Annotated in this window: 16 protein-coding genes; 6 read left to right on the top strand and 10 right to left on the bottom strand. The window is 65.6% G+C overall.

Annotated features, from left to right (window positions below):
- The 4 genes from AC1DRP_RS26795 to AC1DRP_RS26780 form a co-directional block, all read right to left on the bottom strand.
- On the bottom strand, positions 1-642 hold a 642-nt coding region (locus tag AC1DRP_RS26795; RefSeq protein ID WP_476770037.1), incomplete at its 3' end, for an ABC transporter ATP-binding protein.
- Positions 643-649: 7 nt separating this feature from the next.
- Entirely contained in the window at positions 650-1,642 is a 993-nt protein-coding gene (locus tag AC1DRP_RS26790; protein WP_441489873.1) for an ABC transporter substrate-binding protein, read from the bottom strand.
- Positions 1,643-1,710: 68 nt separating this feature from the next.
- A complete protein-coding gene (locus AC1DRP_RS26785) occupies positions 1,711-2,535 on the bottom strand; it encodes an ABC transporter permease (protein ID WP_441505842.1) in 825 nt (274 codons plus the stop codon).
- The gene (locus AC1DRP_RS26780; protein ID WP_441505841.1) at positions 2,532-3,383 is read right to left on the bottom strand and encodes an IclR family transcriptional regulator; all 852 of its coding nucleotides are present in this window, start codon (positions 3,381-3,383) and stop codon (positions 2,532-2,534) included. The genes AC1DRP_RS26785 and AC1DRP_RS26780 overlap by 4 nt, the downstream gene beginning before the upstream one ends.
- A gap of 116 nt (positions 3,384-3,499) precedes the next feature.
- Between AC1DRP_RS26780 and AC1DRP_RS26775 the strand changes: the two genes are divergently transcribed.
- The gene (locus tag AC1DRP_RS26775; RefSeq protein ID WP_441505840.1) at positions 3,500-4,198 is read left to right on the top strand and encodes a hypothetical protein; all 699 of its coding nucleotides are present in this window, start codon (positions 3,500-3,502) and stop codon (positions 4,196-4,198) included.
- Complete coding sequence (locus tag AC1DRP_RS26770; RefSeq protein WP_441505839.1) at positions 4,198-4,977, top strand: SDR family NAD(P)-dependent oxidoreductase; 780 nt, start codon at positions 4,198-4,200, stop codon at positions 4,975-4,977. Before AC1DRP_RS26775 ends, AC1DRP_RS26770 begins: the two co-directional genes overlap by 1 nt.
- A 120-nt stretch (positions 4,978-5,097) precedes the next feature.
- Here AC1DRP_RS26770 and sseA read toward each other — a convergent pair whose 3' ends face one another.
- Both sseA and AC1DRP_RS26760 read right to left on the bottom strand, forming a co-directional pair.
- On the bottom strand, positions 5,098-5,955 hold the full coding sequence (gene sseA, locus AC1DRP_RS26765) for a 3-mercaptopyruvate sulfurtransferase (RefSeq protein ID WP_441505838.1): 858 nt from the start codon (positions 5,953-5,955) through the stop codon (positions 5,098-5,100).
- 39 nt (positions 5,956-5,994) lie between these two features.
- On the bottom strand, positions 5,995-6,711 hold the full coding sequence (locus tag AC1DRP_RS26760) for an alanyl-tRNA editing protein (RefSeq protein WP_441505837.1): 717 nt from the start codon (positions 6,709-6,711) through the stop codon (positions 5,995-5,997).
- 199 nt (positions 6,712-6,910) lie between these two features.
- Between AC1DRP_RS26760 and AC1DRP_RS26755 the strand changes: the two genes are divergently transcribed.
- A complete protein-coding gene (locus AC1DRP_RS26755; protein ID WP_441505836.1) occupies positions 6,911-7,708 on the top strand; it encodes an SDR family NAD(P)-dependent oxidoreductase in 798 nt (265 codons plus the stop codon).
- Here the strand turns inward: AC1DRP_RS26755 and aac(3) are convergent.
- Positions 7,677-8,525 carry an aminoglycoside 3-N-acetyltransferase gene (gene aac(3), locus AC1DRP_RS26750; RefSeq protein WP_476770036.1) on the bottom strand — a complete coding sequence of 283 codons (849 nt, stop codon included), beginning with the start codon at positions 8,523-8,525 and terminating at the stop codon, positions 7,677-7,679. The two genes, AC1DRP_RS26755 and aac(3), sit on opposite strands and share 32 nt — an antisense overlap.
- A 59-nt stretch (positions 8,526-8,584) precedes the next feature.
- The gene (locus AC1DRP_RS26745; protein WP_476770035.1) at positions 8,585-9,517 is read right to left on the bottom strand and encodes a LysR family transcriptional regulator; all 933 of its coding nucleotides are present in this window, start codon (positions 9,515-9,517) and stop codon (positions 8,585-8,587) included.
- A 71-nt stretch (positions 9,518-9,588) separates the two neighbouring features.
- Between AC1DRP_RS26745 and AC1DRP_RS26740 the strand changes: the two genes are divergently transcribed.
- Positions 9,589-10,566, top strand: coding sequence for a hypothetical protein (locus AC1DRP_RS26740; RefSeq protein WP_441505833.1), 978 nt, complete (start codon positions 9,589-9,591; stop codon positions 10,564-10,566).
- Complete coding sequence (locus AC1DRP_RS26735; protein WP_476770034.1) at positions 10,553-11,560, top strand: DUF2891 domain-containing protein; 1,008 nt, start codon at positions 10,553-10,555, stop codon at positions 11,558-11,560. Before AC1DRP_RS26740 ends, AC1DRP_RS26735 begins: the two co-directional genes overlap by 14 nt.
- A 23-nt stretch (positions 11,561-11,583) precedes the next feature.
- Here the strand turns inward: AC1DRP_RS26735 and AC1DRP_RS26730 are convergent, their stop codons facing one another.
- Entirely contained in the window at positions 11,584-13,038 is a 1,455-nt protein-coding gene (locus AC1DRP_RS26730) for a cryptochrome/photolyase family protein (RefSeq protein ID WP_441505831.1), read from the bottom strand.
- 127 nt (positions 13,039-13,165) lie between these two features.
- Positions 13,166-13,459 (bottom strand): hypothetical protein, encoded by a 294-nt coding sequence (locus AC1DRP_RS26725; RefSeq protein WP_441489886.1) that lies wholly within the window; start codon positions 13,457-13,459, stop codon positions 13,166-13,168.
- Between the two features lie 351 nt (positions 13,460-13,810).
- Between AC1DRP_RS26725 and AC1DRP_RS26720 the strand changes: the two genes are divergently transcribed.
- Positions 13,811-14,131: a DUF4238 domain-containing protein gene (locus AC1DRP_RS26720; RefSeq protein WP_476770033.1), complete on the top strand. Its 321-nt coding sequence runs from the start codon at positions 13,811-13,813 to the stop codon at positions 14,129-14,131.
- Positions 14,132-14,250: the final 119 nt, after the last annotated feature.

The raw sequence follows: 14,250 nt of genomic DNA, 5'->3' as shown, positions 1-14,250 counted from the left end.
CACCAGCACGCGGTCGRAAAGGCCGATCGCCTCGTCGATGCTGTGGGTGATGAACACGACCGTCTTGCCGGTCTCCAGCCAGAGCATTTCGAGATCGTGCCGGATCTGCGTGCGGGTGATGGCGTCGAGGGCGCCGAAGGGCTCGTCCATCATCAGCACCGACGGATTGTGGATCAGGGCCCGGGCGAGCGAGACGCGCTGGCGCATGCCGCCCGAGAGCTGCTTCGGATAGCGATCGACCGCATGCGAGATGCCGAGCTTGGCGAAGAGATCGAGCGCACGGGCGCGTGCCGGCGCCAAGGGCAGGCCACGGATCTCGGCCTGGAGCATGACGTTCTCCAGAGCGGTCCGGAACTCCAGCAGCAGATGGTCCTGGAAGACGATGCCGATATCGGTGAGCGGTTCGGTCAGTGTCCGGCCGTCGACCAGCAATTCGCCGGCGCTGACCGGCATCAGCCCGGCCGCCATGAGCATGAAGGTGCTCTTGCCACAGCCGGAAGGGCCGATCAGGCTGACGAATTCGCCGCTCCGGATATCGAGGGTGAGACCGTCGACGGCGGTGAAGCTGCCGAAGGTCTTGATGACGCCGCGTCCCTGGATGGAGGCGGCGCCGGAGCTCGGGGCTTGAGTCGCGAGGCTCATGGAATCCTCAGGAACAGGCTGGTGCCGAGGCGGGCAGCAGCTCGGTCGAGTAATAGTCTGTGATCGGCTTGTCCTTGGGCAGACCGAGATATTGCGTCAGCAGGTCGAAGCTGACGGTCCAGTTCTTTTCCGGAACCTTGCCGAGTGACGTCGCGCCCGGTGCGCAGAGCAGCTTGTTGACGACGTCGAACTGCGCCAGCACCTGGGCCTTCTTCACCGAAGGAAATTGCGCCACCACTGCATCGGCCGCAGCGTCGGGGTTCTTGCGGGCGGCGTCCCAGCCCTGGAGGCTCGCCTCGACGAATTTCTTGAACAGATCGGCATCGGCCTTGATCCGGTCGTCGCGGGCGATCATCGAGAGGCCGACGGTCGGCACGCCGACATCGCGATAGAAGATGTCGCGCACCTTGAAGCCGCGCTCGCGAATCTGGATCGAATGGAAATCGGCACCGCCGAGGATGGCGTCGACCTTCTTTTCCAGCAGCGCGCCGACAAAGGCGCCGGGATCGATATTGATGATGTCGAGCTTGGTCTTGTCGATCTGGTTGCTGGCCAGGATCGCATCGAGCAGCGTCGTCTGGGCCGTGCCGGGCTGGACCGCGACCTTCTTGCCGATCAGGTCCTTGGGGGAGGCGATGTTGCTCTCTTCGAGCGAGATTATGGCAAAGCCGTTGGTCTGCAGAACCGGGGCGATGATCTTCACCGGCGCGCCCTTAGTGCGCAGCTGCATCGCGGCAGGCGCGTCGGCGAAGCCGATATCGGTCTGGCCGGTCGCGACCATCTGCGCAGTGGTGCCTGAGCCCTTGCCTTCCTCGATGGTCAGGTTGATGCCGGCCTTCTCGTAGAGACCGAGTTGCTTGGCCATCATGAAGCCGGCATTGGGCGCTGCGGCGAGGAAGTTCAGCGTGATCTTCATCGGCTTGCCGGCGCCCTGAGCGAAGGCGGTCGTGGCGCTGAGCGCGATCAGTGTTGCTGCGGCGATGAGACTGCGGCGGTTCATGTTGGTTCCTCCCATGATCATTGTCCGGTGCCCCGGTTCGAGCCGGGTATTTCTTGGTCTTGGATAGGTCAGCCCTTTCGCTGCCAGGGCATCAGCAGCACTTCGAGCCCGTCGACGAGATAGCTGAAGACGATGCCGACGAGGCTGAGCGCAACGAGGCAGGCGAAGATCAGCGGCATGTCGAGGAAGCTGGTGCCGCGCAGCAGCAGATACCCGAGGCCGGCATTGGCGCCGACGAACTCGCCGACGATGGCGCCGGTGGCAGCGAAGACGGCGGAGACCTTCAGGCCGGAGAAGATATAGGTCAGCGCTGCCGGCACCCGGACATAGCGGAAGGTCTGCCAGGCTGAGGCGCCCATCGAGCGCGTCAGGTAGAGCACCCGCTCGTCCAGCGCCCTGAAGCCGGTCATGCTGGCGACCAGTGTTGGGAAGAAGCAGAGCAGGAAGGTCAGCAGCACCTTCGGGAACAGGCCGAAGCCGAACCAGACCACGAAGAGCGGGGCGATCGCGATCTTGGGCACAAGCTGGAAGAAGACGATGACCGGGTAGATCGCCTTCTCCAGGATCTTCACGGAGACGATGATGTAGCCGAGCGGGATCGAGATCACCGCCGCCATCAGGAAGCCGAGCACGATCTCATTGGCGGTCACCAGCGTGTGCTGGGCGATCAGGGCCCGGTCGATCCAGAGCCGCTCGAAGAAGGCGCTCGGCACGGGCAGGATGTATTCCGGGATGCCGGCCATCGGCACGAACCACTGCCAGGCGAGCAGCAGCACGGCAAAGCTGGCAAGAGGCCAGGCAATCGCGGAGACCCAGGCGTGGGCAGGGCCGGTGGCCGGAACAGGTGTCGCGGAGGATGCCGCGGCAGGCGCGATGGCACCATCGTTGCTCATGCCTGGATTCCTGTCTGGAGGAGAGGGCTCGGCCGGCCATTCAGCGAAGGGCTCTGCAGCGATGAACTCTGGCGACGGCGCAACGGCCAGATCTCGGCCATCTCGACTGCGGCCCTGTGCAGAGCGTCGGCAATCGAGCCATGGCGCGCGACCTGCATCCGGGCCGCAGGGCCGGCGACGCTCAATGTGCCGGCGATCGGCGCCTCGGCTCCAGGCGCGGAGCGAAAGGTCGTCGCCATCGCCACAGTGCCGATCTCGCCTTCCTCCACGGCGAGTGCAAAGCCGCGCTGCCGCGTCTCGGCGAGATGGCTGCGCAAGGCCTCGACGCCGGTGACGGCATTGGGACCCGTGCGCCCCTCCGCCTGAAAGCCGCGCGCGCAAACGATGCGAAGCGCCTGGTCTTCGGGCAGGGAGGCGAGCCAGGCCTTGCCGGTCGCCGTGGCATGCAGGACGATTTCCGAGCCCATTGGCGGCTCGTAGCGCAGGCCGGCGGTCGCGCCCTGCGACCGCGCGATCCAGACCAGATTCTCCCCCTCGACCACGGCCAGGCGACAATATTCGCCCGTCGCCTGGGCGAGCCGGTCGAGCACTATCTGACCGGCATCGGGCAGATGACGCAGGTCGAGATTGCGGAAGGCGAGGAGCGAGAGCTTCAGGGTCAGCGCATAGGCGCCGCTAGCGGGATCCTGCGCGACAAAGCCGCGCTCGGCGAAGGTGGTCAGCAGGCGGTGGGTCGCACTGGCAGGCAGGTCGAGCCGCTCGGCGAGGGCGCCGAGATCGATGCCGGCGGGTTCGCCCGACAGCATTTCCAGCATCTTCAGCGCGCGGTCCACCGCTGCGATCGTCACCGTTCCACCCTCATATCTTCTTTTTGGAATAGCATTCCATTTCGGAATTTGATTTCGTATATGAGCGAGGACAGGCCGAGTCAACGGCCCTGCGATGGCTGGAGAGGGGAGCGACCATGAGTTTGGCAGGCGAGGGGGCGGTCGCAATCTGGCACGACATCGCGCCGGAAGGACGCGAGGTCTTCTATGCCTGGCATGGTCAGGAGCACATGCCGGAACGGGTCGGCATTCCTGGATTCCTGCGCGGCCGGCGCTATGTCGCCATTGAGGCCGATCTCGAATTCTTCAATCTCTACGAGGCGCTGAGCGTCGAGGTTCTGAAGGGACAGGATTACACGGCACGCGTGAACGCGCCGACACCCTGGACCCTTGCCGCGGTCAAGCATTTCCGCTCGGTCGCCCGCTCGATCTGCCGGGTGGCGCATAGCGCCGGGCCGGCGCAGGGTGGGCTGATCGCGACGCTGCGCTATGATGTGCCGGACGTGCAGGCGGCGGAACACAAGGCTGCCTTGCTTCGGCAGCTGGTTCCCGATCTGCTGGGGCGACCGGGCGTCGCCGGCGTGCATGTGCTCACCGCCGATGCCGAGGCGAGCGGCGTCGCCACGGCCGAGCAGAAGGCGCGTGGCGTCGCCAATGCCGTCCCACGCTGGGTGTTGCTGCTCGAAGGCTGGGGAGACGAGGCGGAATTCGTGAGCCTGGCCAAGGTGGAGCTCGCGGCTGAGAAACTCACGGCGCTTGGCGGCGAGGGGCCATTCGATCTAGGGCTCTATCGTCACCAGATCACCCGAACCAAGACTGCCTGGAGTGCGGGCTAATGACTGCGACCTACGAATTCGGCGGGCGCCGCGCGATCATCACCGGTGGGGCTGGCGGGCTCGGGCGTGGCATGGCCAAGGCGCTGATGGATGCCGGCGCCGAAGTCGAGCTCTGGGACATGAGCGCGTCGGCGCTGGCGCAGGCGCGGTCGGAACTCGGCCCGGCCATCAGCGTCCGGGAGGTCGACATCACGAATGTGGCGGCGGTCGAACATGCCGCCGATACCGTCTTTACCGGTGGCCGGGTCGATATCCTCGTCAACAATGCCGGTGTGCTCGGCGAGGTCAAACCGGTCTGGGAAACCTCGCCGGAGAATTTTCAGCGCGTGCTGCAGGTGAACCTGTTCGGAGCCTATCTCGTGACGCGTGCGGTCGTCGGGCGCATGCGGGCACAAGCAGCGCGCCACACCGCACAGAACCCGCACCCGTTGCGCGGCCATGTCGTCAACATTGCTTCGATCCAGGGCAAGGAAGGCATGGCGATGGCGGCTGCCTACAGCGCCTCCAAGGCAGGATTGATCGCGCTGACTAAGAGCGTCGCCAAGGAAACCGCACGCGACGGCATTATCGTGACGGCGATCACGCCGGCCGCTGCCGAAACCGCGATGGCCAAGGAAATCTCGGCCGAGCGCCGCGCAGACATCCTTGGCCGTATCCCGATGGGCCGCTTCGTCGAGATCGAGGAGGTGGCCAGAATGGTGCTCTGGCTCTCCTCCGACGAGTGCTCCTTCTCGACCGGGGGCATTTTCGATCTGTCAGGCGGCAGAGCGACTTACTGAGTCAAACTCCAGCGCTTTCTTAGATCGTCGGATCGGATCTGGTGTCCGGTCCGACGACCCAGCCTTCTGCGTTTGGATCGGCTTTCCCGAAAGCCGCAATCCAGTTTTCGAGCCGGTGCTTTAGCTCTTCCTGGCCGGCCCCGTTGCGATCGCCCGGTCGCTCGCGCCCCATTCGGCCCAGGAGCCGTCATAGATGGCGCGCGCCGGTTTGCCGATGGTCTCGAGCGCGGTCGAGAGGATCGCGGCCGAGACGCCCGAGCCGCAACTGGTGATCATCGGCTTGTCCAGATCGACGCCAGCCTCGGTGAAGGCGGCAGCGATCGCCTCCGGCGAACGGAGCCTGCCATCGGCGATGATTGCCGGGAAGGGCAGGTTGAGCGAACCCGGCATATGGCCCGAGCGCACGCCGGCGCGCGGCTCCGGCGCCTCGCCGCGGAAGCGGTCGGCCGGACGGGCGTCGACGACCTGGATCGCAGCGCCATTCAGCGCACGCTCGACATCGCCGGCATCGGCCACGGCGGAGTGGTCGAGACGGGCGGTGAAGGTGCGGGCGGCGCGGGTACGGGGCGGGCCTTCCTCGATCGGGCGACCTTCGGCCTGCCATTTCGGGAAGCCGCCTTCGAGGATGACGACGTCCTTCGCCCCGAAGGTCTTGAAGGTCCAGCGGACGCGCGCGGCCGAGAACAGGCCGAGCCCGTCATAGACCACAATGCGCATGCCGTCGCCGATTCCCATGGCGCCGACAGCGGCCGCGAAGGCATCCGGCCGCGGCAGCATGTGCGGCAGATCGGACTTGGCGTCCTTCACCGTATCGATGTCGAAGCGCACCGCACCAGGAATGCGCCGTGCCGCGTATTCGGCGGCGGGATCGCGGGCATGCACGGGGAGATACCAGGAGCCGTCGACCACCACGATATCGGGCGCGTTCAGGCGCTCGGCGAGCCATTCGGTGGAGACGAAAACATCGTTGCTGGCCATGGTCGGCGTTTCCTGCTGATGAGGCGAAGTCTGGCGGGCTCAGGCAAGCGCGATGCGCACGCGCCTGTTCTGCTTGCCCTTCTTCTCGATATCGGTGATCGCAACAACACCGATCTCGGAGGTGTTGCGGACATGGGTTCCGCCGCAGGGCTGGAGATCGATGCCTTCGATCGAAACCAGCCGGACGCGACCGGACCCGCGCGGTGGCTTCACCGACATGGTCTTGACCAGGCCGGGATTGGCGTCGAGCTCCTCGTCGGTAATCCAGCGCTCGCTGACGGCGGCATTGCGGGCGATCAGCGCGTTCAGCTTCTCGCCGATCTCCGCCTTGTCGAGCCCGCCTTCCGGAATGTCGAAATCGAGACGGCCGTCGCCATCGCCGATCGAGCCGCCGGTGACGGGGAAGGGCAGCACGACGCTGAGCAGGTGCAGGGCCGTGTGGATTCGCATGCGCTTCAGGCGGCGCTCCCAGTCGAGCAACAGGGTGACAGTGTCGCCGGGCTGAGGTGCGGCCTGGCCCTCGAGCGGCACATGGATGACGCGGCTCTTGTCCTCGGGGTCGTATATCGTGGTGCCGATGGCGATCTCGCTGCCGTCGGCGAGGCGGATCCGCCCGGCATCGCCCGGCTGGCCGCCGCCGGTGGCGTAAAACACCGTGCGATCGAGAACGATGCCGCCGCGCTCGTTCAGCGCCTCTACCTTGGCCGGGGTCTCGGCGAGGTAGGAGTCCTGGCGGAAGAGCAATTCTGTCGGCATCGGTCGTGGTCCTGATTCATCTGCGGCTGGCGCTGCGGCCGGCAGACTGCACCGATTGCGTGGCGTGCGCCACATGCCATGACGCCGTGTGGGGATTGCGGCGATCGAGGCGCTGCAGAAGCGGGACGGGCAGGGCGGCAAGGTTGCGCCGATCACTTGTGGGGCTGTATGTCCGGGAGGCCTCTCGTCCGGAGAAACCATGTCATTGCCGCGCATGCAGCCGCAGGACGGCGTCGCCTGGGTCACCGGCGCGAGTTCCGGCATCGGCGAGGCCGTCGCACTCGAACTGGCCGCTCGCGGGTGGACGGTGGCGATCACGGCGCGACGGCTGGAACAACTCGAAGAACTCGCACGACGCGCGACCGGATTGCCCGGTCGTATCGTTGCCCATGCCGGCGACGTGACGGATGCCGCAGCCATGCGCGTGGTGGTCGATGCCATCGAGAGCGTGCATGGGCCGATCGCGCTGGCCTTCCTGAATGCCGGCGTCGCGCCAGTCACCCGACCCGGCGTGTTTGACATCGCGGCTCTCGAGGCTGCTCTGGCGGTCAACACCCTTGGAGCAGCCAAGGGGCTGGCCGCCGTGCTGGAGCGGATGAAGCCGCGGGGCCGTGGCCATATTGCGGTCAACGCCTCGATCGCCGGTTTCGGCGGCCTGCCGAGAGCCGCCGCCTATGGCGCTTCCAAGGCGGCGACGATCTACATGTGCGAGGCGCTGAAATTCGACTGCGACAGGCTCGGCATTCGTCTTCAGGTCGTCAATCCGGGCTTCGTCGATACGCCCCTGACGCGCCAGCACGATTTCTCGATGCCGCTCCTGATGACCGAGGCGGTTGCAGCAAAACGCATCGTCGACGGCTTCGCGCGCGGCGGCTTCGAGATCAGCTTTCCACGCCGGCTGTCATGGGCGGTGAAGCTGATCAACCTGTTGCCCTACCCGGTCTATTTCCGGGCGATCGGGTGGTTTACCGGCCGGGCGAAGCGAGAGCAGGCGTAAGCTGCCCGCCGAAGCGGCTCTCCAGCCAAGCGACGCCGAAATGGGTGATCGCCGCAGCGTCGACGAGGATGCTTGCTGCGGCGCCGATCTGTCCCTGCCGACCCTGTCCGGAGGCAAGGAATGCACCGACGATCTCGGCAAAGTAATCCTCATCGAGCCCGGCGACGATGGGATCGCCCGTGTCGAATTCCTCGATCATCCGCCACAGCGTGCCGGATGCGGTCGCGAACGGGACTTCCCGGCGCAGGATGCGCTTGCCCGGGATCTGCGCGAGGTGTTCGGCGTGATGCAGCAGGGTCAGCGTGTCGCGGGGGGCGCCGACCATGAGAACCTTGCCGCCGATGGAGACGAGCTTCGCCAGCGGAGAACCTTCGCCATAGCCATAGTCGAGCGGGTGATCCTGCGTGATCCAGTCCGCCCTGGCACCGAGTGCTGCAACCGAAGCGCCGGGATTGCCACTGCGTTTCGCGCCGGGGGTGGTGCGCAGGAATTCCGGCAGCACGCCATTGTCGCGAATGGCACGTGACGACGCCGGATCGAAGGGCGGGAGATGCGCGCGCCAGGTTTCGGGAACGCGGCCCTCATCGTCGAGCAGGTCGTCATAGGCGCCGTCCCAGTCGGTATAGGCCAGCAGCGTTCCCTGAGCGCCGATTGTGTCGAGCAGGGCGCCGATCAAGGCATCGGGACCGTTCAGCAAGCGTCCGACGCGGCTCATCGCGGCATGGACCATCACGGTGTCGCCGGGCTGCAGGCCGAGGCGCTGGAGGTCCGCACGCAGGGCCGCGCGGGTGAGGAAGGCGGGGAGTGTGTCCGACATGCGAAATTGATCCGGCGCTGACTCAACGTCATGGCCGTGACGGACGATTGTGGCGCGTTTCAGATTGTCCGGCAGGTTTTGACGATGAGATCGACGAACCATTGCATCGCCGGGTTCGACGTTGCGCGCAGTCCATGCACGAGGTCGATCGCGAAAGCCGGAACCTCGTAGGGTAGGGGAAGGATCGCCACGCCTGCCACGTCGGCAAAGCGCAGGGCGATTCGCTCCCCCATGGTCGCCACGAGATCAGTCCCTGCCAGTACAAAGGGCACCGCCACGACATGCGGAAGCGTGACCGCGACCCTGCGCTTGTGTCCGTGTTCCGACAGAATGGCATCGACGGCACTCGGTGAGCCATCGCCTCCCATCGACGAGAACAGGACATGGGGGAGGCGCACGAAATCAGCACGGTCGAGCGAGATGCCCGGAGCTGCGCGGGATGCATCGCGAACGCAGGTGAAGCGCTCCATCAGCAGGAACTGCCGGGTTGTGCGGGAGGAGGCGGGCAGATGGCCGCCGATCAGGGCATCGACCTCGCCGCGTTCCAGCCGCGCCAGGCTCTCGACCGCATCGGTGATGGGACGCACGGTGAGATCGACCCCGGGCGCGTCGCGCCGCAGCGCTTCGACAAGGGCCGGCACGATGACGAGGTCGCCGTAATCCGTCACTGCGATGGTGAAATGCCTCCGTGCCGAGCCTGGATCGAAGCCCGGCCCGGAATCCAGCGTTCTGCGAATCTGTTCCAGCGCCTCGCTGACCGGTCGGGCCAGGGCAAGCGCCCTGGCGGTCGGCTGCATGCCCTCGGCCGTCCTGACCAGCAGGTCGTCGTCGAACAGGGCTCGCAGGCGCGCCAGCGCGCTGCTCATCGAGGGTTGTGCCAACCCGATGCGCTGCCCTGCGCGGGTCACATGGCGCTCCTCCATCAGGGCCTCGAAGGCGACGAGGAGATTGAGATCGATCGCAGCCAAATTCATGGCGACGATTATGGTCATGCCGATAATCGATTTCCAAGATGGCGATATGCCTGCCTATCGTCTGCGCCCCAGGCAAACGGGCGTGTCTCATGCGATCCAATCTTCCGCGCCTGATCCCGCGCGGGCCGACATTGCTGGCGCTCGGCGTCATGCTCGGGCTGATTTTTCCCACGCTGGCCGAGCTGGCGCGCCCGCTGATGCCGGCGGCGATCTTCCTGATCGTGCTCGGGACGCTGCTGCGGATCGACATGATCGCGGTGGTCGCCGTGATCCGGCGTCCTTCGCTGTCGGTCTTCCTACCCTGCGTCGCGATGATCGCATGTCCGATCCTCGCAGGCATCGCCGCGCATCTGATCGGCCTTGCCCCTGAGCTCGCACTGGCGCTGGTTCTGGCCAGCTCAGTGCCACCGTCGAGTGGCACCGCGGCGGTCGCAAGAATGCTGGGGCTGGATGGTGCGGTGCCGCTGGTCGTCACGCTCCTGTCCATGGCGCTGGCGCCCCTCACCATACCGTTGCTGGCAAGCTGGTCCGGCGGGCTCTCCGTCGCGCCTCTTGACCTCGCGCTGAGGCTTGCGCTGCTGATCGGAGGGGCTGAGGGCGTCGCGCTCATCCTGAGGCGGCACGCCGCAGCCGCGCTGGCTGCCCATGGCGCCGCGGTCGATGGCATCACTGTCGCAGCATTGCTGGTCTTCGCTCTGGCGACCATGGCCGGCATGCGCAGCCAGATCGAGAATGATCCTCAGGCGGCCATCATCTGCCTGGCGCTTGCCTTCGCCTGCAATCTCGGCATGCAGCTTGGCGGGGTCCTGGTGCTGCCGGGTTCCTTGCGCGAACGCCTGGCGGTCGGCCTGATTCTCGGGAACCGCAATGTCGGTCTGGTCTGGTCGGCGCTTGGTACTGCTGCAACCCCGCGGATGGCACTTTACTTCGCAGCGACTCAGCTGCCGATCTACATCATGCCGCGCCTGCTCGAGGCGCTGCTCGCAAGGTCACGCAAGGATTGTCCGGTCACCGGAATCTCCGGTCGTGCCATGTCAATCGAAGGGAATGCCGATGACACGATCTGATCTTACGCCGGAACTGGCGGCTCGCTTCGCCGCCATTGCGCTGGGGCACGTCCGGCGCGAATACCCCAACAAGCCTGATCATGTCCTGGCCGGCCCCGAAGACGCCCGAACGCCGCGTGAACTCCATCCGGTCTTCTATGGCAGCTATGACTGGCATTCCTGCGTTCACAGCTACTGGATGCTGGCGCGCCTGCTGCGCCGCTTTCCGGACCTTCCGAATGCCGGAGATATCTGCGCCCTGTTCGACGAACAGTTCGTCGCGGACAAGGTCGCCGTCGAGTGCGCCTATCTTGCGGCGCCGACGGCGCGCGGCTTCAAGCGGCCCTATGGCTGGGCTTGGCTTTTGAAACTGGCCGAGGAACTGCACCTGCATGACGACCAGCGCTGGTCGCAGATGCTCGCGCCGCTGGCGGACGCATTCGCTCAGCGCTTTCGCGACTTTCTGCCGCTCGCGAYCTATCCGGTCCGCGTGGGCACGCATTTCAACACGGCCTTCGGCCTCAGGATGGCGGCAGACTATGCTGCGGTGACGCGGGACGACGCCTTCATGGCGCTGCTGCGAGACACCGGCAGGCGCTGGTACGGCGGGGATGCGGATTGCCCGGCCTGGGGCGAGCCGAGCGGCGACGACTTCCTGTCCTCGGCGCTGATCGAGGCGGAATGCATGAGGCGTCTCCTGCCAGGGGAGGAATTTCTGCCCTGGTTCGACGTCTTCCTGCCCAGGCTTGCCGACAGCGGACCGGAAACCCTGTTCCGGCCGGCGACTGTCAGCGATCGCACGGATGGCAAGATCGCCCATCTCGATGGTCTGAATCTCAGCCGGGCGTGGTGCTGGCGCGCGCTCTCCGCGGCGCTGCCGCCGGGCGATCCGCGCCGAACCCTGGCAGAGGACGCTGCCGCACGGCACCTGGCGGCCGGGCTTCCCCATATCGCCGGCGACTATATGGGCGAACACTGGCTCGCGAGCTTTGCCGTGCTCGCGCTCGAAGGATGAGGGCACGAAGCACGGCAGGCAGGCTATGCGCGACCCAGGGACGCAAGGGCATCGAGCGCCCGCTGCCGGCCAAAACCGAGATCGATGATCGGGCGTGGATAGGTTTCTCCGAGCCGGACGCCAGCGGCCGCGAGCTTGCCAGGCGAAAGCGTCCAGGGACTGTGGATCTCCGGGGCTGGAAGCTGACCGAGTTCCGGAATCCAGCGTCGGACATAGGTGCCGTCGGGGTCGAATTTCTCGCCCTGCGTCACTGGGTTGAAGATGCGGAAATAGGGAGCGGCATCGGCGCCCGATCCCGCAACCCATTGCCAACTCGTGGGATTATTGGCGGGGTCGGCGTCAACCAGAGTGTCCCAGAACCAGCGCTCGCCTTCGCGCCAGTCTATGAGCAGGTGCTTGATCAGGAAGGACGCGACGATCATCCGCACGCGATTATGCATCCAGCCGGTCGTCCAGAGTTCGCGCATGCCGGCATCGACGATCGGATAGCCTGTCAGCCCGCGTTGCCAGGCGTGCAGCGCGGCATCGTCCTGTCGCCATGGAAAAGCGTCGAAACGCGCGTTGAAGTTCTGCGTCGCCAGGTCAGGGTGATGGAAGAGCAGGTGGTAGGAGAATTCACGCCAGCCGATTTCGGAGAGAAATTTCTCTGCATCGCCGGCGCTGCCCGGGATTTCTCCTGCATGCCGGGCTGCCAGCGTGGCGTGCCAGAGCTGGCGGGGCCCGATTTCACCGAAGCGCAGATGCGGAGAGAGGCGCGAGGTCGAGACCTTGTCGGGACGATTGCGACCCTCGCTGTAGCCTGCGATCGCCTCGCCGAGGAAAGAGGAGACGGCGCCCGTCGCGCCAGCCTCGCCCGGAATCCAGGCCTCGCGCATGCCTCCAGCCCAATCGGGCGCGGTCGGTTCCAGCATCAGCCTCTCATGATCGAGGGCAAGCGGTTTCAGCGATTCGGGGAGAGGCAGCGGTCTCAGCTGTGTGGGGGCTGGGGCAGGAGCTGCCGGCTCGCCGCGCGCCCGGACTGCGCGCCAATAGGGCGTGAAGACCTTGAAGGGCGTGCCGGAGCCCGTTGCGATCTGCCAGGGCTCGTTGAGCAGGCTGGCATTGTAGCTCGCGACGGTCGTGCCGGCCTGGGTCAGTTCGCGCTTCACCTCAGAATCAAGCGCAATGGCGGCGGCCTCGTAGCGACGATTCCAGGTGACGAGGTCGACGCCTGTTGCGGCCACGACCATGGGAATCAACCTGGCAGGGTCTCCCCGCATCAGGACGAGCCTGCCGCCGCGCGCGCCCAGCTCTTCGGCGAGCGCGGCGAGAGAGCGTGACAACCACCAGCGCGCTGCGCCGCCCAGCACGCGCCGTTTCGGTGATTCGTCGAGGATGTAGAGGCAAAGGACGGGGCCATGGGCCGCAGCTGCGCAAAGGGCAGGATTGTCGGCGAGACGCAGATCGTCGCGGAACCAGAACAGGGAGGAGGCGCTCATCCCTCCTGATAGCCTGCCTCCCGATAGCCTGCACCAGCGGCTCACGCGAAATCGGCGCCGTCAAGGCGCCGATCCTGGCATTGCTTCCGGGCGGGAGAATCGACCTCCGGGCCGGTATGCGGCGCTATCAGCGGTAATAGGGCCGGCCGTAATACTGGCGATGGCGCCAGTGCCCGCGTGCATAGCCATAGGGCGGCGGGCCGTAATGGCGGCGGCCGTAATAGCCGCGTGGGGGACCGTAGCGATAACCGTGAGAATAGTGTCCCCGGCCATGGCGCCAGTCGCGATACTGAACCTGCTGAATGTCGGACGTCCCGCTCAGCAGGTCGCCAGCCGTGGTCGGTGGCGCTGCGAGTGCGGCTGCGGGCAGGGCAGCCGTCAGGCCCAGCATCAGGGCCGAGGCGAGGAAAAAGTTTCGCATGATTCGTCTCCAGGTGAATCGGATCGACAGCATGGAAGCCGATCGGGCTCGAACCGGTGATGAACGGGATTGTCCGGAACCGTTCATCTCGCGCAAGGCACAGATGCCTCGCTTTCGCGAGGATCAGGGCAGTCAGCGCATCATGTTAAGGAGGTGGAGGCCTCGCCCGAACCGGAGCGATTGAGGTCTAGCAGTCACTTAGCCGGAATCCCTGTCCCGAATAGCAGCGCCATTTTACTTGGCTTTCGGTGCGCTTTGTCCCGCCATTCCGCCGCACGCCCTCCGTGGACAGCGCTGCGTAACGCCTCAGCGGCGGTTGTCAGTTCGGGGCATGGCGCTAAGCATTGCGGCATGAGCCAACCCAAAAATCCGCGGCCGATCATGCAGCACATTGTGCCGAGGCTGCACCTAAGCCGTTTCGCCGGCGCCGAACCTAAAGGGCACGTCTGGACGTTCTCAAAGAAGGTCGCGAAACCTCGATCAGCGATCCCCGAGGAGACGGGGATAGAGCGTCATTTCTATTCGGTCGAAAACCCTGACGGCAGCCACGATACCTGGATTGAGGAAACACTGTCGAAGATCGAAGGGGTCGCGGAAGAACCATATCGCAAATTGCTGCTCGGCGAGATCCCATCCGGGGGACTGTCAGGGATTTTGTGTCCGGGGCCATAGTGACGCCGATGGAGGGCGCTCATGGTCATCAAGAAGGACACACTGGATCAGTTGCTTGCGGGACGTGATCCGCGCGATGTTTTCGCCAAGGATGGGCTTGTCGATGAGCTGAAGAAAGA

It is taken from the genome of Allobosea sp. 01N443 (assembly GCF_056399325.1).
This window is presented reverse-complemented; position numbering and strand designations above follow the sequence as displayed.

What these genes read in the sequence shown, in the direction of transcription:
- AC1DRP_RS26740 (WP_441505833.1), top strand. Translation starts at nt 9,589, where the DNA reads ATGCGATCCAATCTTCCGCGCCTGATCCCGCGCGGGCCGACATTGCTG.
- AC1DRP_RS26755 (WP_441505836.1), top strand. Translation starts at nt 6,911, where the DNA reads ATGTCATTGCCGCGCATGCAGCCGCAGGACGGCGTCGCCTGGGTCACC.
- AC1DRP_RS26730 (WP_441505831.1), bottom strand. Translation starts at nt 13,038, where the DNA reads ATGAGCGCCTCCTCCCTGTTCTGGTTCCGCGACGATCTGCGTCTCGCC.
- AC1DRP_RS26790 (WP_441489873.1), bottom strand. Translation starts at nt 1,642, where the DNA reads ATGAACCGCCGCAGTCTCATCGCCGCAGCAACACTGATCGCGCTCAGC.
- AC1DRP_RS26770 (WP_441505839.1), top strand. Translation starts at nt 4,198, where the DNA reads ATGACTGCGACCTACGAATTCGGCGGGCGCCGCGCGATCATCACCGGT.
- AC1DRP_RS26725 (WP_441489886.1), bottom strand. Translation starts at nt 13,459, where the DNA reads ATGCGAAACTTTTTCCTCGCCTCGGCCCTGATGCTGGGCCTGACGGCT.
- AC1DRP_RS26785 (WP_441505842.1), bottom strand. Translation starts at nt 2,535, where the DNA reads ATGAGCAACGATGGTGCCATCGCGCCTGCCGCGGCATCCTCCGCGACA.
- AC1DRP_RS26745 (WP_476770035.1), bottom strand. Translation starts at nt 9,517, where the DNA reads ATGACCATAATCGTCGCCATGAATTTGGCTGCGATCGATCTCAATCTC.
- AC1DRP_RS26760 (WP_441505837.1), bottom strand. Translation starts at nt 6,711, where the DNA reads ATGCCGACAGAATTGCTCTTCCGCCAGGACTCCTACCTCGCCGAGACC.
- AC1DRP_RS26775 (WP_441505840.1), top strand. Translation starts at nt 3,500, where the DNA reads ATGAGTTTGGCAGGCGAGGGGGCGGTCGCAATCTGGCACGACATCGCG.
- AC1DRP_RS26720 (WP_476770033.1), top strand. Translation starts at nt 13,811, where the DNA reads ATGAGCCAACCCAAAAATCCGCGGCCGATCATGCAGCACATTGTGCCG.
- sseA (WP_441505838.1), bottom strand. Translation starts at nt 5,955, where the DNA reads ATGGCCAGCAACGATGTTTTCGTCTCCACCGAATGGCTCGCCGAGCGC.